The 24,794-nt window shown below is 74.5% G+C and carries 22 protein-coding genes; 3 read left to right on the forward strand and 19 right to left on the reverse strand.

From position 1 onward, the window contains the following. Positions 1-37 precede the first annotated feature (37 nt). The 17 genes from AB0A74_RS17875 to AB0A74_RS17955 all read right to left on the reverse strand — a co-directional run bounded on the left by AB0A74_RS17875 (position 38) and on the right by AB0A74_RS17955 (position 16,406). Positions 38-1,012, reverse strand: coding sequence for a glutathione S-transferase C-terminal domain-containing protein (locus AB0A74_RS17875; protein WP_358250655.1), 975 nt, complete (start codon positions 1,010-1,012; stop codon positions 38-40). Beyond that, positions 1,009-2,598: an ABC transporter ATP-binding protein gene (locus tag AB0A74_RS17880; protein ID WP_358250657.1), complete on the reverse strand. Its 1,590-nt coding sequence runs from the start codon at positions 2,596-2,598 to the stop codon at positions 1,009-1,011. The genes AB0A74_RS17875 and AB0A74_RS17880 overlap by 4 nt, the downstream gene beginning before the upstream one ends. After that, positions 2,595-3,380 carry an ABC transporter permease gene (locus tag AB0A74_RS17885; protein ID WP_343933108.1) on the reverse strand — a complete coding sequence of 262 codons (786 nt, stop codon included), beginning with the start codon at positions 3,378-3,380 and terminating at the stop codon, positions 2,595-2,597. The genes AB0A74_RS17880 and AB0A74_RS17885 overlap by 4 nt, the downstream gene beginning before the upstream one ends. 2 nt (positions 3,381-3,382) lie before the next feature. After that, positions 3,383-4,327: an ABC transporter permease gene (locus tag AB0A74_RS17890; RefSeq protein ID WP_358250659.1), complete on the reverse strand. Its 945-nt coding sequence runs from the start codon at positions 4,325-4,327 to the stop codon at positions 3,383-3,385. Positions 4,328-4,329: 2 nt separating this feature from the next. After that, positions 4,330-5,925 (reverse strand): ABC transporter substrate-binding protein, encoded by a 1,596-nt coding sequence (locus tag AB0A74_RS17895; RefSeq protein ID WP_358250661.1) that lies wholly within the window; start codon positions 5,923-5,925, stop codon positions 4,330-4,332. Positions 5,926-6,024: 99 nt separating this feature from the next. After that, the gene (locus tag AB0A74_RS17900) at positions 6,025-7,371 is read right to left on the reverse strand and encodes an FAD-binding protein (RefSeq protein ID WP_358250663.1); all 1,347 of its coding nucleotides are present in this window, start codon (positions 7,369-7,371) and stop codon (positions 6,025-6,027) included. After that, entirely contained in the window at positions 7,356-8,027 is a 672-nt protein-coding gene (locus AB0A74_RS17905) for a hypothetical protein (protein ID WP_358250665.1), read from the reverse strand. Before AB0A74_RS17905 ends, AB0A74_RS17900 begins: the two co-directional genes overlap by 16 nt. Then, positions 8,024-9,061: a prenyltransferase gene (locus AB0A74_RS17910; RefSeq protein ID WP_358250667.1), complete on the reverse strand. Its 1,038-nt coding sequence runs from the start codon at positions 9,059-9,061 to the stop codon at positions 8,024-8,026. Before AB0A74_RS17910 ends, AB0A74_RS17905 begins: the two co-directional genes overlap by 4 nt. A 6-nt stretch (positions 9,062-9,067) precedes the next feature. Continuing rightward, entirely contained in the window at positions 9,068-9,604 is a 537-nt protein-coding gene (locus AB0A74_RS17915; protein ID WP_358250669.1) for a VOC family protein, read from the reverse strand. Next, a complete protein-coding gene (locus tag AB0A74_RS17920) occupies positions 9,604-10,386 on the reverse strand; it encodes an SDR family oxidoreductase (protein WP_358250671.1) in 783 nt (260 codons plus the stop codon). The genes AB0A74_RS17915 and AB0A74_RS17920 overlap by 1 nt, the downstream gene beginning before the upstream one ends. Further along, positions 10,386-11,141, reverse strand: a complete 756-nt coding sequence (locus AB0A74_RS17925; RefSeq protein ID WP_358250673.1) for a cupin domain-containing protein — start codon at positions 11,139-11,141, stop codon at positions 10,386-10,388. Before AB0A74_RS17925 ends, AB0A74_RS17920 begins: the two co-directional genes overlap by 1 nt. Continuing rightward, on the reverse strand, positions 11,138-12,187 hold the full coding sequence (locus tag AB0A74_RS17930) for an alcohol dehydrogenase catalytic domain-containing protein (protein WP_358250675.1): 1,050 nt from the start codon (positions 12,185-12,187) through the stop codon (positions 11,138-11,140). Before AB0A74_RS17930 ends, AB0A74_RS17925 begins: the two co-directional genes overlap by 4 nt. Further along, positions 12,184-12,591 carry a cupin domain-containing protein gene (locus AB0A74_RS17935; RefSeq protein WP_358250676.1) on the reverse strand — a complete coding sequence of 136 codons (408 nt, stop codon included), beginning with the start codon at positions 12,589-12,591 and terminating at the stop codon, positions 12,184-12,186. Before AB0A74_RS17935 ends, AB0A74_RS17930 begins: the two co-directional genes overlap by 4 nt. After that, complete coding sequence (locus AB0A74_RS17940; protein ID WP_358250678.1) at positions 12,588-12,905, reverse strand: hypothetical protein; 318 nt, start codon at positions 12,903-12,905, stop codon at positions 12,588-12,590. The genes AB0A74_RS17935 and AB0A74_RS17940 overlap by 4 nt, the downstream gene beginning before the upstream one ends. Further along, positions 12,902-13,294, reverse strand: coding sequence for a cupin domain-containing protein (locus AB0A74_RS17945; RefSeq protein ID WP_358250680.1), 393 nt, complete (start codon positions 13,292-13,294; stop codon positions 12,902-12,904). Before AB0A74_RS17945 ends, AB0A74_RS17940 begins: the two co-directional genes overlap by 4 nt. Further along, entirely contained in the window at positions 13,291-14,367 is a 1,077-nt protein-coding gene (locus AB0A74_RS17950) for a sedoheptulose 7-phosphate cyclase (RefSeq protein ID WP_358250682.1), read from the reverse strand. Before AB0A74_RS17950 ends, AB0A74_RS17945 begins: the two co-directional genes overlap by 4 nt. A gap of 719 nt (positions 14,368-15,086) precedes the next feature. After that, positions 15,087-16,406, reverse strand: a complete 1,320-nt coding sequence (locus AB0A74_RS17955; RefSeq protein WP_358250684.1) for a CoA transferase — start codon at positions 16,404-16,406, stop codon at positions 15,087-15,089. Between the two features lie 66 nt (positions 16,407-16,472). Here AB0A74_RS17955 and AB0A74_RS17960 point away from each other — a divergent pair, with 66 nt between their 5' ends. Next, entirely contained in the window at positions 16,473-16,640 is a 168-nt protein-coding gene (locus tag AB0A74_RS17960) for a hypothetical protein (RefSeq protein WP_343933094.1), read from the forward strand. Here AB0A74_RS17960 and AB0A74_RS17965 read toward each other — a convergent pair. After that, positions 16,637-19,729, reverse strand: a complete 3,093-nt coding sequence (locus AB0A74_RS17965) for a BTAD domain-containing putative transcriptional regulator (RefSeq protein WP_358250686.1) — start codon at positions 19,727-19,729, stop codon at positions 16,637-16,639. The two genes, AB0A74_RS17960 and AB0A74_RS17965, sit on opposite strands and share 4 nt — an antisense overlap. A gap of 95 nt (positions 19,730-19,824) precedes the next feature. Between AB0A74_RS17965 and AB0A74_RS17970 the strand changes: the two genes are divergently transcribed. Next, complete coding sequence (locus AB0A74_RS17970) at positions 19,825-20,280, forward strand: NAD(P)H-dependent oxidoreductase (protein WP_358250688.1); 456 nt, start codon at positions 19,825-19,827, stop codon at positions 20,278-20,280. Between the two features lie 8 nt (positions 20,281-20,288). Further along, the gene (locus tag AB0A74_RS17975) at positions 20,289-21,782 is read left to right on the forward strand and encodes an MFS transporter (protein ID WP_358250690.1); all 1,494 of its coding nucleotides are present in this window, start codon (positions 20,289-20,291) and stop codon (positions 21,780-21,782) included. 66 nt (positions 21,783-21,848) lie between these two features. On the opposite strand, the gene AB0A74_RS17980 is transcribed toward AB0A74_RS17975, so the two are convergent. Next, complete coding sequence (locus tag AB0A74_RS17980; protein ID WP_358250692.1) at positions 21,849-24,743, reverse strand: tetratricopeptide repeat protein; 2,895 nt, start codon at positions 24,741-24,743, stop codon at positions 21,849-21,851. Positions 24,744-24,794 lie beyond the last annotated feature (51 nt).

Here is a 24,794-nt window from a genome sequence, read left to right on the forward strand (position 1 = left end):
CGCCGCTGCGCGGCGAAGGACCGCGCTGCGCGCGTGGTTAGAGGTTGTGGCGGGTGGTGGGGGCCGTCCAGTTTGCTTCCGGGCCCAAGGGGACCAGGCCTGAGGGGTTGATCCACGTGTGGGTCAGGAAGTAGTGGCGTTTCGTTTGCTCGAAGTCGGTCGTCGAGCTGAACGCGTCCAGGCTGTAGAGGTCGCGGGCGTATGCCCACAGGTTCGGGTAGTCGACCAGCCGCCTCAGGTTCGCCTTGAAGTGCGTGACGTACACCGAGTCGAACCTCGCCAGCGTCACGAACAGGCGCACGTCCGAGTCCGTCAACCGGTCGCCGAACAGGTACCTCCGGGTCGCCAGGCGCTCTTCCAACCGGTCCAGCGCGTCGAACAGCGACAGGACCTCGCGTTCGTAGTCCTCTTGCGTCTTGGCGAACCCGCACCGGTACGGTCCGTTGTGGACCCTCTCGTACAGGAACTCGTTCAGGTCGTCGATCTCCGCCCGCAACGGTTCCGGGTACAGGTCCACGTCGTTCGCCGCCCACTCGTCGAACGCCGTCGCCACGTCGATGCTCAAGTGGCGGAAGTCGTTGCTGGCTATGCGCTTCTCCACCTTGTCCCACAGCACCGGCACGGACACGTGGCCGTCGTGGTCGGGGTCGGTGGCCGTGTAGGCCTCGCTCAGCAACGAGAAACCGTTCAGGTGGTCCAGGTCGTGGCCGTCGCCCTCGCGGAAGGCCCAGCCCCGGCCGTCGCGCATCGGGTCCACCGCGGACACCGAGATCACGTGCTCCAGGCCCTTCAGCTTCCGGGTGATGGTCACCCGTTGGCAGAACGGGCAGGACTGGGCGACGTAGAGGTGGTACCGGCCGGGTTCGGCCCGGTGGCCGCTGGAGCCGTCGGCGGTGATGCGGTTCGGGAAAGCGGGTCCGGGGCGGGCCGACGCGCCCGGTTTCGGTTTGGGGGCGTAGGGACCGTAGGTCGCGAAGTCCACCGGGCTCGCGGCCTTGGGTGGCGTGGTCATGCCGGTTCCCTTCTGGGTGTGTGGGGGACAGCGGAGATCAGCGCCCGGGTGTGCGGGTGCCGCGGGTCGGTGAAGACCTCGTCCACGGGGCCGGTCTCCACCACCCGACCGGCCTTCAGCACCGCCACGCGGTCGGCGACCTGGCGCACCACGGCCAGGTCGTGCGAGATGAACACCACGCCCAGGCCCAGCGCGGCCTGCAGGTCCACCAGCAGCCGCAGCACCTGCGCCTGCACCGAGATGTCCAGCGACGACGCCGGCTCGTCGCACACCAGCAGGTCGGGGCCCGGTGCGACGGCCCGCGCGATGGCCACCCGCTGGCACTGGCCGCCGGACAGCTCGCCCGGCCGCCGCGCCAGCAGCCCGACCGGCAGGGCCACCTGCTCGGCCAGCTCGTGGACCCGGGCCGGGGAGGCATCCAGGCCGAAGGCGCGCAACGGTTCCGCGATCAGGTCGAACGCGGTGTAGCGGGGGTCCAGGCAGGTGAACGGGTCCTGGAAGACCAGCTGGACGCGCCGCCGGAACCGGCGCAGCTCCGCGCCGCGCAGCGCCGCCAGGTCCGCGCCGTCGAACAGGACGCGGCCCGCGGTGGCGTCCTCCAGCCGCACCAGCAGCCGGGCCACGGTCGACTTCCCCGCCCCGGACTCCCCGACCAGCGCCAGCGTCTCGCCGCGCGCGACGGTGAACGTCACGTCGTCCACGGCGGTGGTCCGCTTGCGGCCGGCGCCGAACCGGGACCCGGTGAACACCTTGGTCAGGCCCCGGACGTCCAGCAGGGTCTCGTCGGTCGCCGACGACGGTCGCAGGCGGGCCGAGTTCAGGCTGGGGGCGTCGGCCACGAGTTGCCGGGTGCGCGGGTGGTCGGGGGCGTCGAGGACCCTCGCCGGCGGGCCCTCCTCCACCACCTCGCCGTCGGCCATCACGACGACGTGCTCGGCGCGTTCGGCCGCGATGCCCAGGTCGTGCGTGATCAGGACCAGCGCGGTGCCGGAGGACCGGGTCAGCGCGGTGAGGTGGTCGAGCACCTGCCGCTGCACGGTCGGGTCCAGCGCGGACGTCGGCTCGTCGGCCACGATCAGGTCCGGCTCGCCCGCCAGGGCCGCCGCGATGAGGACCCGCTGCCGCATCCCGCCGGACAGCTCGTGCGGGTACTGCCGCGCCCGCGCCGCCGCGTCCGGGAACCCGGCCACCTCCAGCAGCTCCACCGCGCGCCGGCGGGCGTCCCGGCGCGAGGCCAGCCCGTGCACCCGCAGCACCTCGGCGACCTGGGCCCCCACCGGCACGACCGGGTTCAGCGCGGCCGTCGGGTCCTGCGGAACCAGTGAGATCGACCGCCCGCGCACCGCCCGCATGCCGCGTTCGCCCAGCTCCAGCAGGTTCCGCCCGTCGAACTCGACCGTCCCGCCCAGCACCCGCGCCGACGGCGGCAGCAGGCCCAGGAGCGCGCGTGCCACCGTCGTCTTGCCCGACCCGGACTCGCCGACGACCGCCACCGTCTGGCCGTGCGCCACGGTCAGGTCGACGCCGGCCAGCGCCGGCGTCCCGCCGTAGGACACGCGCAACCCCCGCACCGCGAGCAGGCTCACCGCCGTCCCACCGCCCGGTGCAACGCGGTCACGGCCAGGGTCGTGCACACCACCATCGCTCCGGGGAACGCCGTGAGCCACCACGCCGTTCCCACGTAGTCGCGCCCGGAGGACGCCAGGGAGCCCCAGTCGGCGTCCGGTGGTCGCGGCCCGAAGCCCAGGAAGCTCAGCGAGGACGACGCCAGCAGCGCGACGCCGAGGCTCATCAGCGCCAACGTCAGCACGGGCCCGGCGGCGTTGGGGATGATGTGCCGCACCAGCACGGCGGCCGGCCGCACGCCGCTCACCGTCGCCGCCGCCACGTACGGCCGCGTCCGCACGTGCAGCACCTGCGCCCGCACCACCCGGCAGAACGGGGCGATCCCGGCCGCCGCGACCGCCACCGCCACGTTCACGACCGAACTGCCCAGGATGCCGATCACCGCCAACGCCGACAACAGCGCCGGGAACGCCAGCAGCACGTCCACCGCCCGCATCAGCAGGGCGTCCAGCCAGCCGCCGAGCATGCCCGACACCAGCCCGACCAGCGCGCCCACCACCAGCGACGCCGTCGCCGCCGCCAACGCGACCAGCACCGACACCCGTGAGCCGTGCACGACCCGGCTGAACAGGTCGCGGCCCAGCTGGTCGGTGCCGAACGGGTGGGCGAAGCTCGGCGGTTCCAGCATCGCGAGCGGGTCGATGCGGTCCGGCGCGGTCGGCGCGAGCAGGCCCGGCGCCGCCACGCACGCCACGACGAACGCCAGCACCAGCAACGACAGCACGACACCCGGGCGTTTCACGGTCAGTCCCTGATCCGGTCGGCGGTGACCCGGGGGTCCACCAGCACGTAACAGAGGTCCACCAGCAGGTTCACCACCACGTACAGCACGCCCAGCAGCGCGACCACCCCCTGCAACACGGGGATGTCGTGGTTGGTGATGGCCTGCAACGTCAACCGCCCCAGGCCGGGCCGCGCGAACACGGTCTCCGCGATCACCGCCGCCGCCAGCAGGTTGCCGACCGTCGTGCCCACCAGCGTGATGGTCGGGATGGACGCGTTGCGCAGCGCGTGCCGCAGCAGCACCCGCCACCGCCCGGCCCCCTTGGCGCGGGCCGTCACCACGTACGCCTCCGCGTCCACCGCCGCCAGCGACGTCCCCAGCACCTGCGCGATCACGCCGACGGCGGGCAGCGCCAGGGTCACCGCGGGCAGGACCAGCGCCGCGAAGCCGTCGTCGCCGGTCGCGGGGAACAGCGTGAGCCGGAACGAGAACACCTCGATCAGCAGCAACGCCACCCAGTACCCCGGCGTGGACATGAACACCACCGGCACGCCGTTGCACAACGACCGCACCGGGCCCGTCGCCACCCGCCCCAGCACCGCGATGCCCACGCCGAACACCAGCGACAGCACCAGCGCGAACAACGCCAGCTCCGCGCTGGCCGGGGCCACCGCCGAGATCGCCGACACGACCGGTTCGCCGGTCTGCACCGACCGGCCGAAGTCGCCGCGCACCGCGTCCGCGAGGAACCCGAGGTACTGCTCGTGCAGCGGCCGGTCCAGCCCGAGCTGGGCGCGCAGCGCCTGCTCCTGCTCGGGCGTGGGCACGGGCCCCGCGCCGGACAGCATCGTCTGCACGGGGTCGCCCGGCACGAGCTGCATCATCACGAACGACAGCGTCAGCACCGCCACCAGCACCGGCACCGCCGAGGCGAGCCGGCGGAGCACGAACCCGGCGCGGCGCACGGTCAGCGCGACACCCAGGCCTCGTGGAACGACGGCAGGCCCTGCGGGTCGAACACGATGCCGTGCGCGGCCTTGCCGACGCCCAACAGGTAGGTCGGGTCGTAGACGGGGATGGCGGTGGCGTTCTCGATCAGCGACCGCTGCACCTTGGCGTAGTTCTCGTCGCGCACCGCGTCGTCCACGGTCGCCGCGGCGGCGGACAGCAACCCGGGCACCTCGGGCGCGACCACCGCGGGCGTCCCGCCGCGCGGCGCGGTCAGCACGGTCCGCAGCACGTCGCCGTCCGCCCGCACGAAGCTGATGTCGCCCATCTGGAGTTCACCGCGCGCGGTCTTGGCGATCGCCTCGCCCATCGCCAGCGGCACCAGCTTGACGTCCACGCCGATCGCCTTGAGCTGCTGCTGCACGATCTGCGCCAACAGGTCCCGCTGCTCGCGGGTGGGCGAGATGAACGTCCACTCGACGCTCAACGGCTTGCCGTTCCGGGCCCGCGTGCCGTCGTCCTGCTTCTTCCACCCGGCCTCGTCGAGCAGCCGCTCGGCGGCGGCGGCGTCGAACTGGCTGGTGCCCAGGATCGAGGCGTAGCCGGGGGTCGCGCCGGTCAGCACGCTGGTCGCCCGCGGGTACTTGCCCTGGTAGAGGTTGTTGACCAGGGCCTCGGTGTCGATGCCCTTGGCGATCGCCTGCCGCACCTTCACGTCGGTCAGCGGCTCGCGGGCGGCGTTGAGGTTGAGCGTGTAGGCGATGCCGGGCTGGGCCTTGGCGAGCACCTCGAAACCGGCGCCCTTCAGCCCGTCGACCTCCTTGGGCGGGACGTTGGCGATGGCGTCCACCTGGTTGGTGCGCAGGCTGCCCATGCGCACGCCGTTCTCCGGGACGATGTTGATGGTCACCAGGTCCAGGTGGGGCGCGCCGCGGTGCGTGGCGGTCTCCGGGCCCCAGGTGTAGTCGGCGCGCTTGGACAGGGTGATGCTGGCCTGCGGCTGCCGCTCGGCGGCGACGAACGGGCCGCTGCCCACCGGCTTGCGGCACACGGCCTCGGGCCCGGCCTCGAACGCCTTCGGCGACTGCATGCCCAGGAACGCGGTGCTGGCGGCCTGCGGGAACGACGCGTTCGGGGCCTTGAACTTGACGGTGACGGTGCGCGGGTCGTCCACGGTCGTGCCGTCGTACCCGGCGAGCAGGCTGGCCGCGAGCAGCGACTTGGTGGCCGGGTTCACGATCCGGTCGAAGTTCGCCTTCACCGCCGCCGCGTCGAACGGCGCGCCGTCGCTGAAGGTGACGCCGGTGCGCAGGGTGAAGGTGAAGGAGGTGGCGTCGGGCGTGGCCGTCCACGACTCGGCGAGCCAGGGCTTGAGCTCCAGCGTCTTGGGGTCCTGCGCGACCAGCGAGTCCACCACGCCGCGCGTCACCAGCTGGGACGCGGCCGTGGGCGACTGGTGCGGGTCCAGGCAGCCGGGGTCGGCGTCGGTGGCGAACGTCAGCGTCCCGCCGGCCTTCGGCTGCGCCGGGGGCGCGGTGGTGTCCGGGGTGCTGGTGCTGCACCCGGCCGCGGCCACGGCCACCGCGGCGATCAGGACGGCTCGTCTTCCGGTCATCGTCTCCCCCGTTGAGGTCCCACCAAGCCTTCCGAACCTATCCGTCCCAAGGGGAGTGATCGCCGGCCTCATCACCCGATCGGCGGTACGACCGCCGGGTCAGGGCGTGAGGAGGGCGCGCTCCTCCGCGGTGAGCGGGGGTTCGGGGCTCGGCCGGTCGAGCTTGCGCAACACCTTCCGGGCCACCGCCGGCCGCGTGAGCCGCGACAACGGCTCGGACAACGTATAGGAGTCCAGCAGGGCGGCGGCGACCCCGGTGTCCACGGCCGCCGCGGCGCCGACCCGGTCGGCGTACCAGCCGGCCACCCGATCGGGCACTTTCCGCGCCGGCGCGAAAGTCCGCTCGTACCGCGTGTCCTGGCCGACCGCCAACGCCCACGCGTCGGCGGTCGCGCGCACTACGGCTTTCCGCACCGATCGCGCCAGACCACCGCCCACCCCGTGCTCGGCCACCCCGTCCCGCAGCGCGAGAGCGTCCACAGCGGCCACTGTCATCCCGTGCCCGTACAACGGGTTGTAGTTGGCGACCGCGTCGCCGATCGCCACGAACCCCGCCACATCGGGGAAGCCGCGCAGCCGCCCGGGCGGCGCGCCGTAGGCCCGGATGGGCCCGACCGGCTCGGCCGACCCCAGCAGCTGCGCCAGCAACGGGTGCCGCAAACCCCCCGCGTAGGCCAGGAACCCGGCCGCGTCGGTCGGCGGCACGGTCCCGCGCAGCCCGGCCAGGCTGACGATCCACCAGCCCTCCTCGACCGGGAGTAGCACTCCGCCGTGCCCGTCGTCCGGCGGACCGGGTTGGACGCACACGGCCGGGAACCCCGCGAGCCGCTCGGCGGGCCGGAACAGGGCGGTCGCGTACCGGATGCCGGGGTCCACCACGACGTCCCGCACGGACCTGCCCAGTTCGCGCAGCCACCGGTCGGCTTTGGAGGAAGCGCCGGTGGCGTCCACCACCAGGTCGGCGGCGACCTCGCGGGCCACCCCGTCCTCCCGGGACCGCACCACCGCGCCGGTCACCCGGCCGCCGGAGCCCACCAGGCCGACCGCCTCCGCGTCCTCGACGACCTCGACGTCCACCAGGCCCCGCAGCACCGACTCCAGCAACGGCCGCCGGCAGCTCATCAGGAACTGCCCGTGCGGGAACCGGGGCGTCCACCCGAACGGCGTGTAGGTCAACAGGTCCTGCGGCATCCGCACCCGCCGCGCGCCGGCCGCGCCCAGGGCGGCCTCGAACCCGGGCACCAGGCTCTCCATCGCCCGCACGCCCCGGGCCAGCAGCAGGTGCGCGTGCCGGCCCTGCGGGACGCCCCGCCGGGGCCGGGCCCCGTCGTACCGGTCGCGCTCCACCACGGTCACCCGCTCGACGTGCCCCTTCAAGGCGGCGGCGGCGAGGAACCCGGCGACCCCGCCGCCGAGGACCAACCCCCGCGTCAGAACTTCCGCCACGGACTCACACCCTCGGCCTTGAACCGCCGGTACAGCAGCACGGCGTACACGACGTCCAGCACGACCTCCGCGACGATCATCTGGTGCAACAGCCACCGGTTCGGGTACCACGCGATGAGCCCGACCGCGCCGGACACGTCGATCACCGTCTTCAACAGCGCGATGTACATGGTCTGCCCGACCGTGGACCCGCGCACCCGGAGCATCTGGATGAACAGCGCTTCCATCAGCACCACCACGAACACCGTGGTGTACGCGCCGACCCGGTCGTCGAACTCGCGCGTCGCCAACACCATGAACGACAGCGAGAACAGGGACCACCCGGCCACCATCCACGCGAACCCGGCGCGGGACATGCCCGGGAAGTCCTGCCGGCCCCACCGCAACGCCTGCCACAGCAGCACGATGTTCAGCGGCAGCCAGAAGTACAGGATGATCCGCATCTCCGGGTACACCGGGTAGATGAACGCGTAGGTGAACTCCCACGACACGTTGGCGCAGGCGGCGAACACGGGCAGCGTGGTCCGCTTGTCCAGGAACCCGCGCCGGATCGCCAGCAGGTAGATCGCGAACGTGCACACGCCGACCACCGCGAACGCGATGCCGGGCACGGCCTCCGGCACGGACGCCTGGTGGTCGAGGACGGGCGGTGTCATGCGGCGCCCACCGCCCCGGCACGCCCGCGTTTGAACGCGTCCAGCACCTGCACGCCGACAGCCGGCGTCACGTACAGCGCGAACAGCACCGCGCACGCCACCACCGACGCGGTCACGCCGTCGTCGATCGCCGTGGCCACGGTGAAGCCCACCACGGAGACGACACCGGTCGCGGCGGCGTGCGCCGTGGCCAGGTGCGCGGTGGACGTGGCCTGCTCGGGCGCGTCAGGCGACGGCGGTTCGCGCACCAGCCTGCGGCTCAACAGGACCGCGCCCGGCACGGTCAGCAGCAGCCCGACGCCCACCGCCAGGGGCAGCACGCGGGCCAGCGTGGTCGCCAGCACGATCGCGTAGGCCGCGCCCTGGAGTCCCGCGAACACCAGGGCGGCCCGTCGCGCGCCCAGCGTGTTCGGCAGGGTGCGCTTGCCCACCAGCAGGTCCGAGTCGCGGTCCACGAAGTTCATCACCATCATCCGCGCGGTCATCACCAGCAGCAGCGGCACGCACACCGCGACCAGTTCCGCCGGGAACCCGCCGGTCAGCGAGTACACCATCAGGAACGGGCAGAACAGGGTGAGCGACGCGGCCGTGGTGACCTCGCCGACCGCCCGGTAGTTCAGCCGCACCGGCGGCGCGGTGTAGAACCAGGCCAGGGCGATCGCGGCCAGCGAGATCAGCCGCTGCACCGGGTCGGGCATCAGCACGGTCAGCGCGAGCACCACGAACAGCAGCACGAACGCCGCCGCCAGGCTGACCTCGGGCCGCAGCGCGCCCTTCACCAGCACCTGGCTGCCGCCGGTCCACCGGTTGGGCGCGGTGTGCGCGCTGTCGGCGGCCAGGTCGAAGTACTCGTTGCAGTAGTGGGTCATCAGGTGCGTGAGCACGACCGTGGACTGGATCAGCAGCCACGTGCCCAGCGCGAACGGGTGTCCGCTGTAGACGGAGACGGCGACGCCGAGCGTCACCGTCAGCTGGCTCTCGACGAGGAACCGCAGCCTGCTCAGCCGGATGAACGCGGCGAATCGCCCACCCACGGCCGGCTACCGGTTCCGCCAGGGCACGCCCGGTGTGTAGAGCCGCGCCTCGGTCTCCAGCTCGAAGGGCGCGCCCGGCGGCAGGTTGATCAGCTCCAGCTGCATGCCCCACGGCGTGGTGAAGTACACCCAGCGGTCGCCGGCGATGGGGCCGTCCTCGATGGTCTCCGGCTCGCCCAGGACCGTGACGCCGGGCTGGTCGCGCAGGTACGCCACGGCCGCGTCCACGTCGTCCACGTGGATGGCGAGGTGGTGGCCGCCCCAGTCGCTGTTGCGCGGCAGCTCGCGGCGCTGGTCGGGCGCGGTGTACTCGAACAGTTCGAGGTTGGTCACCGGCCCCAGCCGCAGCATCGCGATGTTCGTGGACGCCTGGGGATCGACGCCGAGCTTGCGCGTCATCCAGTCGCCGTCGGGGTCCTCCACCGGCCCGAGCCGGTAGACCAGTTCCGCGCCGACGACGTCGACGAAGAACCGCACCGCCTGGTCGAGGTCCGGCACCGTGTACGCGACGTGGTGCACGGCCCGCGCGCCCGGAATCGCCATCAGATCCTCCCCGCGTAAGCCTGGTTGGGAATCGCGCCCATCAGCGCCAGCCCGCCGTCGATGTGCAGCGTCGAGCCGGTGATGTAGGCCGCCGCGTCGCTCGCCAGGTGGGCGATCAGCGCGGCCACCTCCTCGGCGCGGCCGGGGCGGCCGACCGGGATCATCGGCCGGTCGATGTCGGCCGCGTCCACGTGGTCGGGGACGCCGTTCATGGGGGTGGCGGTCTCGCCGGGGGCCACCGCGTTGACGGTGATGCCGTGCTCGGCGAGTTCGAGGGCCATCACCCGGGTGAGCATCAGCAGACCGCCCTTGGCGGCGCAGTAGGCGGAGCCGCCGTCGATGGGGATCAGCTCGTGCACGGAGGTGACGTTGACGATCCGGCCGCCGGCGCCCTGCTCGACCATCCGCCGGGCGACCGCCTGGGCGCAGGCGAACGGGCCGGTGAGGTCGACGGCGAGCAGGCGCTGCCAGTCGGCGAGGGACTCGTCGAGGAACCTGCCGCGGTGGTTGACGCCCGCGTTGTTGACGAACACGTCCACACCGCCGAGGTCGTCGACGGCCCGGTCCACGGCGCGGGCGGCCCGCTCGGGTTCGGCGTGGTCGAGGCGGAAGGTGACGGCCTTGCCGCCTTCCGCCTCCACCAGGTCCTTGACCCGGTTGGCGCCGTCCACATCGGACCGGTAGCCGATGGCGACGTCGTGGTCGTCGCGCGCCAAGAGGACGGCCGCGGCCTTGCCGATCCCGGAGCTGGCCCCGGTCACCACCGCCCTGCGTCTGGCCATCAGCGCGCACCGCCTTCGACTTCGTAACCGGCCTGGTCGAGACTGCCCGCGCCGAGGTAGCCGTAGAGCGCGGTGGTGACGGTGCCCGGGTCGGTGCGGAAGCCGTGCGGCTCGCCGGCGGGCACGTGGACGAGGTCGCCGGGGTCGAGCCGGATCGGCCCGTCCGACGCGTGGTGGTGCCCGCCGCCGCGCAGGACGAGGAAGAACTCGTCGGCGTGCGGGTGGCGGTGCGGCTCGTGGTGGCCGCCGGGGGCGAAGGTGGAGGTCGCGACGACGAGGCCGGCGGTGCCGAGGGTGTCGGCGGTGGCGAGCCACCGCACCCCCATGTCGGTGAACCCGCCCCCGTCCGCCAGCAGGTGGTCCGCGGCCGTGGCGTGCTCGGCGGCCTGGCCGGCGGGGGCGAAGCGCCAGGTGCGGGCGCGCGACGGGGCGGGGTGGCGGGAGGTCAGCACCAGCAGCCGCGCCCCGCCGCCGAGCCGCGCGGGGCCGCACACGCCGTCCCCGACACCGAGACCGTCCCCGACACCGAGGCCGTCCCCGACACCGAGGCCCTCCGCGCCACCCCGCCCGACACCCGCGCCACCGCTCGGGTCACCCTCGGCCGCCTCCCGCAGGTGCGCCTGTCCGGCGATCACCAGGACGGCCGTCTCGGCGTCACCCCCCACCGCGAAGTCGCCGGTGCGCAGGGCGATCGTGCCGAGGTCCGTCCCGACCACCACACCGTCCACTTCGGACGTTCGCACCAGCGTCGTCACCAGTCCGCTCCGATGATCACCTTGGGCGGTCCGGATCGGCCGCGGGCCAGCAGTTCAAACGCCCGTTCCGGGGTGCGGGCCGGCACGACGGCGGCGACCAGGCGCGCGCCGTCGAGGACGCCGTCGGCGAACATCCGGACCGTCTCCGCGTAGTGGTCGACGCCGTGCTGGACGCCGAGCACGTCCACCCCGCGCAACGCGACGTCGCCGGGCACCAAGCCCTCCTCGGGCTCGTTCGACACCCCGACCAGCGCGATCCGGCCACCCCGCTCGACCAGCCGCAGCGCCGTGGCCAGCGCCCCCGACCCGCCGGACGCCTCCACCACCAGCGAGTGCTCGCCGGGCGGCGCGTCGGGGACCAGGTGCGCCGGGCAGCCGGCGAGCGCCAGCCCGGCCGGGTCGATGCCGACCGCGATCACCTGTTCGGACCACCTGGACGCGAGTTGCACCGACAGCAGGCCGATCGTGCCGGTGCCGACGACGGCGACCCGGTCGTCCGGCCGGACCCGCGCCCGGCGGAACGCCTCCACCACCGTCACGGCGGGTTCCACGAACACCGCCCACGGCACGGCCAGCGAGTCGGGCAGCACGGTGAGGGCGTGCGCGGGCATCCTGACGAACTTCGCCGCCGCGCCCTGCTGCCCGTACAGGCCGACCTCGGTCATGCGCGCGCACTGCTGCCGAGCGCCTCGGCGGCAGCGGGCGCACCGGCCGCACGTGATCATGGTGTGGCCGACGACGGGGTCGCCGGGGGTGAAGCCGGGCGCGTCGTCCGCGGCGACGACCTCGCCCCACCACTCGTGGCCGAAGACGTGGGGGTGGCGGGCGCGGCCGTCGCGCAGGTAGGAGGCGGTGCCGTGGTACAGCTCCAGGTCGGTGCCGCACAGGCCGAGGTAGTGGGTGCGGACCAGGACGTGCCCGGCGCGCCGCTCGGGGATGGGGACGGTGCCCACCTCGACCCGCTCGCGCCCGGTGATCAGCGCGGCGGGCATGGTCCCGGTCGGCCAGGCGCCGACCAGCCGGCGCGTGTGCTGGGGCGCGCTCACGGGGCCACCGGTGACCGCGGCGGCAGGGCACGCGAGACCGCGGCGGGCAACACGGCGACCCACAGGAACTCGACACCCTCGGGACCGGCGGTGAGCCGCGCGCCGCCGACCGGGACGAGCACGACATCCCCCGCCGCGACCGCGGTGGAGCCTGCGGCGGTTACCGGATTGGCGGCGGGAGGGGTGGGGTGGGGGGTGAGTGTCGCGGAACCGTCGAGGAGGAGCCAGGCCGACTCGATGCCCTCGGTACCCGGCGGGGCGAACACACCGCCGGCCGGCAGTCGCACGACGTCCACCGACTCGGTCTCCGAGTGCAGCATCCCGCGCCGCACCAGGCACCGCCACGTCACCGACCCGCCGCCACCGAACGTCCGGGACGGCGCGGCCGGCGGGGTCACGATCACGACCCGCCCCCGCCCGGCACGTCGAGCTGCACCAGGAAGTACTCCAGACCCTCCGCGCCGGCCGCCAGGGTCACGACCGTCCCCAGCGGCGCGGTCACCGACACCCCGGCGCGCAGGTCCACCGAGGTCGCCGCCGTCACGGCCGTCCCCCCGCCCGCCAGGACGAAGAAGCTGAACTCGACCCCGTCCGCCGCCAGCTCGACCGAGCCGCCCGCCGCGACCCGCACCCGCCGGATCGCGCTCAACGGACCGGTCAACACGGTCCGGGGGTCGATCTCGCCCGGCGAACCCAGGTGGAACACGCCCGCGTTCACGACGCCTCCCCGCGCAGCACCGCCGCCGTCCGCGGCCCGAGCACCTCGACCACCAGCCACGTCACGCCCTCGTCGCCCAGCGCGCGCAGGCCGTGCCTGGTCCCCAGCCCGGTCAGCACGACGTCCCCGGGACCGACCTCGGTGGCCACGCCGTCGAGCAGGATCTCGCCGCGCCCGGACAGGATGAAGTAGACCTCCTCCGTCCGGGTGTGCACGTGCTCGCCGCTCACCCCGCCCGGCGGGATGCGCGCCCACTCCACGGCCTCCCAGTCGCCGCGCAGCCACGTCCGCCGCGCGAAGCACTTCCACTCCGACGCCCCGGCCGCGCCGTGCACGTCCCGCACGGCAGACGCCGACGACGTGTCGCCGACGACCAGCTCACCGGTCACCGCAGCTCCCCGAGTTCCTTGGCGGCCACGGCCAGCTCCCCTTCCGTCACGTCGTCGCAGAACACCGCGGACCCGATGCCGGTCGGCAGCGGCAGGCGCTGGCGGCCACCGCGGTGCCGCGTCGTCGCCGCGAGACCTTCCCGCAACAGTGCGGGCCCGAGGAGTTCATGCGAGACGGGTAGACCGGTGGCGCGCAGGACGTCCAGTATTCGGTCGCGGTCCGCCGGTTCGAGCAGCCCGCGCCGGGCCGCCACGACCGTGAACAATGCCATGTCCACGGCCACCGCCTCGCCGTGCAGCAATTCCGGGAGGGCTTTCATCTCCAGCACCGGGCTGATCGAGTGGCCGAAATCCACGAGCCGGTCCAGGCGGTGCTCCCACAGATTGTCCGCCAACTCGCTCAACATTCCGTCCACCGCGCGGTCGAGCACCTCCGCGCCACCGGTGCGGAACCGATCGCGGACGAGCCCGGGGCCGTGTTGTGCAATCAGCTCGAACAGTTCCCGGTCGCGCACCAGCGCGATCTTCAGCACCTCGGCGAGGCCGTTGACGACGTGCCGCTCGTCGAGGGTGGCCAGCAGCGTGCGGTCCAGCAGCGCGGCCAGCGGCGGGTGGTACGCGCCGAACAGGTTCTTGTGGTCGCCGTGGTTGACGCCGGTCTTCGCGCCGACGCCGGCGTCCACGAGGCCGACCAGCGTCGTGGGCACCCGGATGTGGGGCGTGCCGCGCCGGTACAGGCTCGCGACCACGCCCACCACGTCGAGCAGCACGCCGCCGCCGACGGCGATGATCGGCTGGTGGCGATCGATTCCGAAGGCGCCGAGCGCGTCCGCGACGACCCCGACGGTCGCCATCGTCTTCAGCTCCTCCGACACCGGCAGCACCATCGGCTCGTCGGTGATGCCGTGGTGGTCCAGGTAGTCCCGGATGCGCGTGCCGTGCAGGCGGTCCACGTTCGCGTCGAGCACGACGAACCGGCGGCTCGTGGCGGGGTAGGCGGCGGCGGACACCTCGGCCAGCGCGGTGTTCGCGCGGTCGAAGACGTCGTCCACGACCACGACGTCGTATCGCACCTCGGCCTCGGCGGAAATTGTCCACCCGGGACGGCTACGCCCATGGTTCACACGCAACCCGCGCCCCCCATGGTGGTCGCACCGGTCCGTCCCTGTTTGCGTCGCCGAGTGTAGCCGGCGCGGTTACCGCGCAATACGGCCGAAAGGGTGGCGAGCCCGAGAACACCGCCTACCGGGTGGTCGAGCACGGCTCCGGGGTGTTCCGCCGAACGCAATACCGACCGGTTTCCTGGAATATTCCACGAGTCGCCCGGAGCCGGTTCCGCCGCATTCACAAGAAAGAATGCGTGAATTCCCGCCGGAGGCGTACCGGGCCGCCGCCGACCGGGCCGGCGCACGGCCGCCCCGGCCGGGCCGCGCGGGGGCGTCCACGCACCCCACGGCGGCGCGGCGGCTTGTCAGCCGCTTGTAAGCGCCTGGTGCGAAGCTGGAACAGCGAGAAGTCCGAGAGGACTTCGAAAGGCCGGGCCAGACGTCGCCAGGAGGCACGCCGCCACCCGGAAAGATCCGACCAGGGGGCTTGTGGAGGTCGGATTTTTCGCGGCGTGAACCCCTGACGATGGCGGTCGCAGCAGGGGGGCGCTTGCCGGTCGCAAGACCGGGTGAACAGGCGCAGGAGCTGCGACCGCCGGGCCCGCCTCGCACACCGACGGTCACCGTGATGCCGTAAGCGTTCGCTCGATCGGCCCAGTCTCGGGTGTCTCATTTCGCCCGATTTGTCACTCTCTGTTCCACTCTGCGCGAGCGTCACCCCATCGGGTGGGCGGTCCGGCCCACGTGCGCGGCGCGCCTTCGTAGTGCACGGGCGGCCGGACGTGACGCAGTTCACCGTAGGGCGAGTCGATCGTTTCCACCCAGTCCCCCGCGTCGTGGCCGGCCCGACCTCCGACCTCAGCCGGCCGCAGGTCGTGCAGCAGCCACGACGCCGTGCCCGCCAGCGACAGCCGGACGTGCCGCCCGCCGCCGTCCGCCAACGCCCGCAGCACGGCGGCGGCGACCAGGTACCCGGTGCCGTGGTCCAGGGCCTGCGCGGGCAGCACCCCGGGCCGCTCGCCGTCCGACTCGACCGCGGCGATCCCGCTGCCGGCCTGCACCAGGCTGTCGAACCCGCGCCGCCCCGCCCACGGCCCGGACCAGCCCCACGCGTTCAGCTGGGCCACCACCAACCCGGGCCGCCGCTGAAGCAGGGCGTCGGCCCCCAACCCGAAGCGGTCCAGCGCCCCGGGCCGGTACCCGGTGACCACGACGTCCGCCCGTTCCAGCAGGTCGTCCAGGCCCTGGACCCGCAGGTCCCGCAGCGCCGACCGCTTGCCGAACCCGGTGTCCCACAGGTCGTCCTCGGGCAGTCCGGGCGAATCGACGCGCAGCACGTCCGCCCCGAGCAGCCCCAATGTCCGCGTCGCCACCGGTCCGGCGATGACCCGGGTCAGGTCGAGCACCCGGACCCCTTCGGCGGGCAACCCGGCGGCGCCCAGCCGACGCCCACGAGCCCCGGTGTCCCGCACCTCGACCAGTGGCGACCGCTCCACCGGCCGCTCGGTCACCGCGACCGCCAACCCGCCCGCCGCGTACACGTCCTCCTGCACGGCTACCGCGGGGAGCCCGGCCAGCACGTCCTCGACGCGGGACACGACGTCGGGCCCGTCGCCCACCCCGAGCACGCGCAGCAGCCGCTCCCGGTGGTGCGGGTAGTTGGCGTGCGTGCGCACCCACCCGTCGGCCACCCGCCAGAACCGCGACAGGGGCGCGAACACCGTCGGCTCCCGCCCGTCGATCCGGACCAGCCGCTCGCTGACGAACGCCGCCGCCACCGCGCCTTCGTGCACCCGGACCGCGGGCCGGGGCCGTCCGTCCCGCCGGGCCAGCAGTTCGGCGGCGGCCAGCGAGCACACCCCGACCGTGGCCCGGGCCAGCTCACGCACCGGCAACCGGGCCGGCAGCACCCCGTCCACGTGCTCGTACCCGACCGCGGCCGCGGCCTCGGCGTCCCCGCCGAGCAGGGTCCAGGCGTGCTCCGTCGCAGCGTCCACACCGATCATGGTGGGCCACACCGCGCCCCCGGCCGCTGAGAGTTTGCCCACCCGGCCACGGGCAACCCTGGCCGCATGGAGAAGGAAGTGCCCGAGGTCCGGACCCCGCGCGAGGACCGGCAGCTCGCCGAGAACCAGAAGCTGATCGACGACGCCAAGTCGACCGCCGCCGACCTCCGCAAGACCACGCCGGACCCGTTCCCGGACTCCGAGCCGCCCGAGGAGAGCCGACCGGGCAGCTAACCGGGTTCGCCGCTCCCGGCGGGTTCGGGCGTCTCGCGCCCGCGGGCGAACTCGGCCGCGAAGGTCTCGGCCCCGAGTGCGGCGCGGGCGCGGTCGGTGATGCGGGTGACGTCGCCCCGCTCGCCCTCGGCCAGCGGCGCGCCCACCGACTCCCGCAGGGCCGCCGCCCGGCCCAGCAACCGCGCCGCCTCGACCGGTTCCGCCACCCCGGCCAACCCCTCGAACGCCAGCGCCACCGCGCGCGGGTCGGCGGCCCGGCGCGCGGCGGCCAGCCCGTCCAGGTGCAGGGCGCGCGCGGCCTCCGCGTCACCGCGCTGCTCGGCCGTGAACCCCAGCTCGGCCAGGATGATCGCCTGGGCGATGTCCGACCCCAGCGACCGGTCCCAGGCCAGCCACTTGCGCAGGCTCGCCTCGGCCTCGTCGAACCGGCCCCGCCGCCGCGCGCTGAGCGCCAGGCCCAGTTCCGCGAACTCCTCGCCCACCGGGTACCCCTGCTCGACGGCGACCCGCCGGGCCCGCTCGTGCAGGTCGTCCGCGCGGTCCAGGTCGCCGGTCAGCAGGGCGATCCGGCCCAGCGCGCCGAGCTTGTCCGACACGTCGGTCCACAGCCCGAGGTCCTCGGCCATCCGCAGCCCGGACCGGTGCACGTGCGCGGCCCGGTCGTAGTCGCCGACGATCTCCGCGTGCCAGCCCAACGCGTAGGTGGCGTGCAGGCGGCCCCACCGATCGCCCAGGGCGGTGAACAGCTCCATCGCCCGGGTGCCCGCCTCGGTCAGCGTCGCCAGGTCGCTGCGCAGCAACGCGTGCCGCGACCGCACGACCAGTGAGGCCGCGACGCCCCACTGGTCGCCCAGCCCCTGGAAGACCTCCAGCGCCGACGCCAGCTGGTCCTCGCCGGTGCGCACCTCGCCGATCCCGACGCCCGCGATCGCCAGGAACACCTCGGCCCGCGCCCGCGCGGCCAAGGCGTCCACGTCGTGCGGCCGGGGAGCCGCCGTGCCGTCCGCGTCCGGGTTCTCGCCCATGCGCAGCAGGAACGCGGCCAGCCAGACCCGGGCGGTCGCCGCGTCGTCCTCGGCCCCGCCGGCGGCCAGCGCCGCGGCCAGGGCCCGCCGGCCCTCGCCCAGCCGCCCGCGCAGGACCCAGTACCAGGCGAGGGCGTTCACCAGCGGCAGCGCGGTCCCCTCCCGCACCGCGCCGTCCAGCGCGGCACGCAGGTTCGCGGCCTCCACGTCCAAGTGGCGCAACCACTCCCGCTGCTCCGGCCCGCGCAGCCGCGCGTCCGCGCGCAGCGCCAGACCCGTGTAGTACTCGCGGTGCCGCCGCTCGACCTCGGCCCGCTCGCCCGACTCGGTCAGCTTCGCCGCGCTGTACTCGGCCACCGACTCCAGCAGCCGGTACCGGTAACCGTCCACAGTGGACACCGTCACCAGCGAGCGGTCCACCAGGCGGGCCAACAGGTCCAGGACGTCCAGGTCGTCCCCGCACACGGCTTCGGCGGCGGCGAGCGTCCACCCGTCGGCGTGCACGGACAACCGCCGCAGCACCGCCCGTTCGGCCTCGCCGAGCAGCTCCCAGCTCCAGTCGATGACCGCGCGCAACGTCCGCTGGCGGGCCGGCGCGTCGGCGTGCCCGGCGGACAGGACGCGGAACCGGTCGTCCAGGCGGGCCAGCAGTTCGTGCACGCCCAGCGCCCGCACTCGGGTCGCGGCCAGCTCCAGGGCGAGCGGGACGCCGTCCAGGCGGCGGCAGATGGCGGCCACGGCGTCGGCGTTGTCGGGGGTGAGCGCGAACCCGGGGCTGCCCGCGGCGGCACGGGCCACGAACAGGTCCACCGCGCTCGGCTCGGCCAGCGGCGGCACCGCGTACAGCACCTCGCCCGCGACGCCCAACGGCCGTTGGCTGGTCGCGAGGACCCGCACGTCCGGCGCGGTGCGCAGGAGCACGCCGACCACCTCGGCCACCGCCGGCGCGACGTGCTCGCAGTTGTCCAGCACGACCATCAACCGCTTGCCGCGCAACGCGTCCGCCAGGTGCCCGAGCAGCCCGGACGACGTCTCGTCGCGCACCCCGACCACGGCCGCGACCAGCTCCGCCACGGCGTCGGCCCCGGCCCCGGCGGGCAGGCCGGCCAGTTCGACCAGCCACACGCCGTCCGGGAAGTCCTCCACCGCCCGCCACGCCGCCGCCAGCGCCAACCGGGTCTTGCCCACCCCGCCGGGACCGGTCAACGTGACCAGCCGGTCCGGCAGCGCCCGCACCGCGCCGACCGCGTCCTCCCGGCCGACCAGCTCGCCCAACACGTGCGGCAGGTTCGACGCCGACACCGGCCGCGTCCCGCCCAGCGCCGGGTCCTGGGCCAGGATCGCCCGGTGCAGCGCGGCCAGCTCCGGCCCCGGCTCCATCCCCAGCTCGTCGGCCAGCCGCGACCGGAAGTCCCGGTAGCCGGCCAGCGCCTCGCCCTGCCGCCCCGCCCGGTACAGCGCCCGCAGGTGGGCGGCGCGCAGGCGTTCCCGCAGCGGGTGCCGCTCGACCAGGTCGCCCAGCTCGTCGGCGAGCACGCCCTGCTCGCCCAGTTCCAGCCGGGCCTCGGCGCGCTGCTCCACGGCCGTCAGCCACAGCTCGGCCAACCGGGCCGCCGCCACCCGCGCGAACTCCTCGTCGGCGAAGTCGGCCAGCGCCGGACCCCGCCACAGCGCCAGCGCGTCGCCCAGCAGCGCCACCCGGTCCCGCGCCGACCCGACCGCCGCGGCCTGCGCGACCAGGGCCTCGAACCGCCGCACGTCCACGTCGTCGGCCGGCACGTCGAGCAGGTAGCCGGGCGGGCGGGACACGACCAGCGCGCGTGACCCGGGCTCGGCGTTGTCCAGCGCGCCGCGCAGCTGCGACACCCGGGTCTGCAACGCGCCCAGCGGGTTGGCCGGCAGCCGCTGCCCCCACAGGTGGTCCACGAGCCGGTCGGCGGGCACCACCCGGCCCGCCTCCAGCACCAGCTCGGCGAGCAGCGCGCGGACCTTCAGCTCGGGGATGCGCACCGGACGGGCGTCCGACGTCCACACGGCCAACGGCCCCAGCACCCCGAAGCGCACGGCGCAGAACCTACCCGAAGCACGTCCGAAGTGGATCTGGACGGCGTCTGGAGCGCCCCGGACCACGGTGGGTCCCATGAGAGAGGAGCCGACCGGTGGACGAGCTGCCCCACCTCGCGATCATCGTCGAGGGCGAACCGGACCGGGCCGTCGCGCGGTGGCTGGCCGAGGCCGCCCGCCGCCGGGGTGACCTGGAGGTCGATCTGCTCGACCTGTCGCTGCTGCACCTCGTCGACGCCTGCGAGGTCGCGTGCGAGCGCACCCCGCCCGCCGTGCACGACCTCGCGCCGTGGCTGGCCGTGGCCGCCGGGTTCGTCGTCGTGGTGCCGCGCCGGTTCCCGGTGGCGCTCGCGCACACCGTCGGCTGGTGCCCGGACCCGTGGTCGGGCAAGCCCGTCGCGTTCGCCTGCGACACCGCCGAACCGGCCGCGCTGCCGGGCCTGCGCGTCGTCTTCGCGGCCGTGCGCGCGGTGCTCGTCCGCGAGGTCGCCGTCCACCCCGATCCCCGGCGCGCCGACCGCGTGCTCGCCACCCTCACCCACCACCTGTGAAGGAAGCCATGTCCGCCAAAGCCGGGCCCCGCGAATGGCTGGGCCTGTTCGTGCTCCTGCTCCCCACGACCCTGTTGTTCCTGGCCATGACCGTGCTGTTCCTGGCCACCCCGCAGATCGCCGCCGACCTGCGCCCCACCGGCAACGAGCTGCTGTGGGTCAACGACGTCTACGGCTTCATGATGGCCGGCCTGCTGGTGGCCATGGGCACGGTCGGCGACCGGATAGGCCGCCGCAGGGTGCTGCTGTTCGGCGCGACCCTGTTCGGCGCGGCGTCCGTGCTCGCCGCGTTCGCGCCCGACGCCACGCTGCTGATCGGGGCGCGCGCCCTGATGGGCATCGGCGCGGCGGCCGTGATGCCGTCCACGTTGTCGCTGATCAGCGCCATGTTCGCGGATGCCAGGCAGCGCGCCACGGCGATCGGCATGTGGGCGGCGTCGGTGTCGGTCGGCGTGGCGGTCGGCCCGCTGGTCGGCGGGCTGCTGCTGGAGTCGTTCTGGTGGGGCGCGGCCCTGCTGATCGGCGTGCCGGTGATGGCGCTGGTCGTGATCGCCGCGCCGCTGCTGGTGCCGGAGTACAAGGCGCCCGGGACGGGGTTGCCGGACGGGCTGTCCGTGCTGCTGTCCATGGCCACCCTGCTGCCGCTGGTGTACGGGGTGAAGGAGTTCTCCAAGTCCGGGTTGACGCCCACCGCCGTGCTGACCGCGGTGGCGGGGGTGGCGTTCGGCGTGTGGTTCGTGCGACGGCAGTTGCGCCTGGACGTGCCGCTGCTGGACGTGCGGCTGTTCGCGAACCGGACGTTCAGCGGGGCGTTGGGCGTGTTCCTGCTCTCGGCGATCGCGCTCGGCGGCGTGTACCTGCTGTTCACGCAGTACTTGCAGCTGGTGGCCGGGCTGTCGCCGCTGGAGTCGGGGCTGTGGATCCTGCCCGCGGCCCTGGCGCTGGTGGCGGTGTCCACGCTGTCGCCGGTGCTGGCCCGCCGGGTGCGGCCCGCGTACGTGGTGGCCGTCGGGTCGTTGCTGTCGCTGGTCGGGTACGTGGTGCTGACGCAGGTGGAGAGCGTGGCCGGGCTGCCGGTGCTGATCACCGGGTTCTACGTCCTGTACCCCGGCATCGCGCCGACGATGGCCCTGACCACCGGCATGGTGATCGGCGCGGCCCCGCCGGAGAAGGCCGGCGCGGCGTCGGCGGTGAACACGACGGCGAGCGACCTGGGCGTGTCGCTGGGCATCGCGCTGATGGGCAGCATCGGCACCGCCGTGTACCAGGCGGGCATGGGCCACGCGCCCGCCGAGGCCGCCGACTCGCTGTCCGGCGCGCTGGCCGGCGGGACCTTCGTCGACGACGCTCGGGCGGCGTTCACCAGCGGGCTCAACGCGGCCGCGGTGGTCGCGGCGGTGCTGGTGGCGGGGGCGGCCGTGCTGGCGGTGACGCTGTTGCGACGCGTGCCGGCGGCCGGGACGGCGGCCCCGGCGGCGGAGGAGGTGCCGGTCTCGGTGTGAGACGAGGAAGAGCCCGGGGGTTGGCGTCCCCGGGCTCTTCGCCGTGCCGCCTGATCCGGGTCGGCTTCAGCTCGGCTCCAGCCCGGCCAGGCGGGCCTCGACGCGGGCGACCTGCGGCAGGTGGCGCAGCACGGTGAAGATGGCCAGGGCCGCGCGCCAGGACGCCTCCGCCTCGACGTGCCGGCCCGCCTCGAACTGGCACGCGGCGATGCCGTCCAGCGCCTTCGCCTCCTGCAGCGGCTCGCCGATCCGGCGGGCGATGGCCAGCGCCTCGCGGTGCTGGGTGAGCGCCTCGGCCGGTCGGCCGCAGTGCCGCAGGGTGGCGCCCAGGCCGTTGAACGCGGCCGTGCGCAGGCTGTGGCTGCCGATCTCGCCGATCAGCTCCACCGCCTTGTGGTGGTGCTTGAGCGCCTCGTCGGACCGGCCCAGCCGCCCGTGCGCCTCGCCCAGGCTGGTCAACGTGCGCGCCTCGCCGTGCCGGTCGCCCAGCTCCTGGCACAGCGCGAGCGCCCGGCCCAGGTGGTCCAGGGCGTCGTCCGGGCGGCCGGTCTCCAGGTACACCTGGCCGAGGTTGCCCAGGGTGACCGTCTCGCCGACCCGGTCGCCCGCCTCGCGCATCGCGTCCAACGTCCGGACCAGGTAGGACACACCCTCCTCGTACCGGGCGATGTCGATGTGGAACGCGCCGAGGTTGCCCAGCGCGACCGCCTCGCCGTGCCGGTTGCCCGCCGCCCGGCACAGCTCCAGGTCGCGGTGGAAGCAGGCCAGGGCCTCCTCGAACCGGCCGAGCTTCTTGGCCGCGTTGCCCAGCGCCGCCAGCGCCTGGTTGCGGCACCCCGGGCGGTCGAGGTCGACGGCCTCGCGCAGCCGGGTGTGCGCGGCGGTGAAGTCGCCCTGCCGGTACAGGGCGAGGCCGAGGTTGGTGCGCACCACGGCCCGGCCGTCGGGGTCGCCGGCGCGGTCGGCGGCCTCCAGCGCGATCTCGTGGACGTGCCGCAGGTCGGCCGTGTAGCCGCGGATGTGCAGGTAGCGGAACAGGACGGCGGCCAGCCGCCAGCACCGGTCGGGCTCGTCGGCGTGCCCGCACCACTCGACCACCGCGACCAGGTTGGCGTGCTCGGCGGTGAGCCAGCGGAGGGCTTCGTCGCGCGACGCGAAGTGCCGGGCGACCGGCTCGTCGCGTTGCCGGCCCTTGGGGGTCAGCGCGCGGTCGGCCGCGGTGGTGGCGGCCAGGTGGTGGTCGACCAGGCGGGACACCGGCGCGGCGAGGTCGGGTTCGGTGTCCGCGGCGGTCTTGCGGGCGTGGTCGCGCAGCAGGTCGTGGAAGCGGTAGCGGCCGGGCACGGGTTCCTGGAGGAGGTGGACGTCCACCAGGTCCTCCAGCAGCGGCTCGACGTCGGCGGGGTCGGCGTCGGCGAGCGCGGCGGCGGCCTCGACGTCCACGTCCGGGCCGGGGTGCAGGCCGAGCAGGCGGAACAGGCGCCGGCGGTCCTCGGTCAGGGCGGCGTAGGACAGCTCGAAGGCCGAGGCCACCCCGAGGTCGCCCGCGGCCAGCTCGGTCAGCCGCCGGTTGTCCCGCAGCCGCCCCGCCAGGTGCTCGACGGTCCACTGTGGACGGCTGCGCAGGCGGGCGGCGGCGAGCCGGATGGCCAGCGGCAGGTTCTCGCACAGCCGCACGACCTCGGCGGCGGCGTCGGGCTGCCGCTCGGGCCGCCCGTCCCCGACGACGCCGGCGAACAGCGCCGCCGCGTCCGGGAAGGGCAGCACGTCCAGCGACAGCGACCACGCGGGCAGGTCGAGCAGGCGTCTTCGGCTGGTCACGACGGCCAGCGACCCCGCCGCGCCGGGCAGCAGCGGCCGGACCTGGGCGGCGCTCTCGGCGTTGTCCAGCACCAGCAGGACGCGGTGGCCGGCGAGGGTGGCGCGCAGCAGCGCGGACCGCTCGTCCACGCCGTCGGGCACGTCCTGCTTGGGCACGCCCAGCGCGCGCAGCAGCGCTTCGAGGGCGGCGGCGGTCGGGGTGGGGCCGCGCCCGGCGGTGTGGGCGTGCAGGTCGAGGAACAGGCGGGCGTCGGGGTAGCGGTCGGCCAGGTGGTGGGCGACGTGGACGGCGAAGGTCGTCTTGCCGACGCCCGCCATGCCGTCGATGGCGACGACGTTGCGCTTCTCGTCCTCCACGGCCGCCAGGACGCTCTTGACCTCGTGGTCGCGGCCGGTGAAGTCGGCGGCGTCGGCGGGCAGGTCGTTGCGGCCGGCGGGGCGGGGCGGCGCGTCGGCGGTGCCGCGCAGGATCTCCTCGTGGGCGCGGCGCAGCGGCGGGCTCGGGTCCGCGCCCAGTTCGTCGGCGAGCCGGCGGCGGAGGAGTTCGTAGTGGTCCAGCGCGTCGGCCTGGCGGCCGGCCCGGTAGAGGGCCCGCATGTGCAGGCGGGCGATGCGCTCGTCCAGCGGGTGCGCGGCGGCCAGCGCGGGCAGGTCGGGCGTGGGCAGGTTGCGGGCCAGGCGCTGCTCGGTGCGCTCGACCTCGGCGGCGAGCCGTTCGACGGCGAGGGCCTCGCGGACGGACTCGGCCCACGGCGTGTCGAGGCGGTCCAGCGGGGTGCCGCGCCACAGGTCGAGGGCCTCGTCGAAGGCCTGCTCGGCGACGAGCCGGCGGAAGCGGTGCAGGTCGATCGACAGCGGGTCGGTCTCGATGACGTACCCGCCGGAGCGGCGCGTGATCCCGATGTCCGGGTCGGCCGCCAGGACCTGTCTCAGGCGCGAGACGTAGCTGTAGAGGACGTCGTTGGCCTTGCGCGGGGCGCGGTCGTGCCAGACGCGCTCGACCAGGGCGTCCACCGGCACCAGCCGGTTGACGTCCACCAACAGCACCGCGAGCACGCCCTGCCGCCGCGGCGGCCCCACGTCCACCCGTCGCCCCCCGACGGTGAACCCGACCTCTCCGAACAGGCGGAATTCCGCCACAGCCCCTCCCCTGGCTCCCCCGGTTCCCAGGGATAGCGACGGGGCGGAGCG

Source organism: Saccharothrix sp. NPDC042600 (assembly GCF_040647305.1).
Taxonomy (GTDB): domain Bacteria; phylum Actinomycetota; class Actinomycetes; order Mycobacteriales; family Pseudonocardiaceae; genus Actinosynnema; species Actinosynnema mutabilis.

Excerpts from the sequence above, each read along its gene's own strand:
- AB0A74_RS17915 (WP_358250669.1), bottom strand. The coding sequence starts at position 9,604 with ATGGCGATTCCGGGCGCGCGGGCCGTGCACCACGTCGCGTACACGGTG.
- AB0A74_RS17905 (WP_358250665.1), bottom strand. The coding sequence starts at position 8,027 with ATGACACCGCCCGTCCTCGACCACCAGGCGTCCGTGCCGGAGGCCGTG.
- AB0A74_RS17920 (WP_358250671.1), bottom strand. The coding sequence starts at position 10,386 with ATGGCCAGACGCAGGGCGGTGGTGACCGGGGCCAGCTCCGGGATCGGC.
- AB0A74_RS17875 (WP_358250655.1), bottom strand. The coding sequence starts at position 1,012 with ATGACCACGCCACCCAAGGCCGCGAGCCCGGTGGACTTCGCGACCTAC.
- AB0A74_RS17895 (WP_358250661.1), bottom strand. The coding sequence starts at position 5,925 with ATGACCGGAAGACGAGCCGTCCTGATCGCCGCGGTGGCCGTGGCCGCG.
- AB0A74_RS17955 (WP_358250684.1), bottom strand. The coding sequence starts at position 16,406 with ATGATCGGTGTGGACGCTGCGACGGAGCACGCCTGGACCCTGCTCGGC.
- AB0A74_RS17960 (WP_343933094.1), top strand. The coding sequence starts at position 16,473 with ATGGAGAAGGAAGTGCCCGAGGTCCGGACCCCGCGCGAGGACCGGCAG.
- AB0A74_RS17975 (WP_358250690.1), top strand. The coding sequence starts at position 20,289 with ATGTCCGCCAAAGCCGGGCCCCGCGAATGGCTGGGCCTGTTCGTGCTC.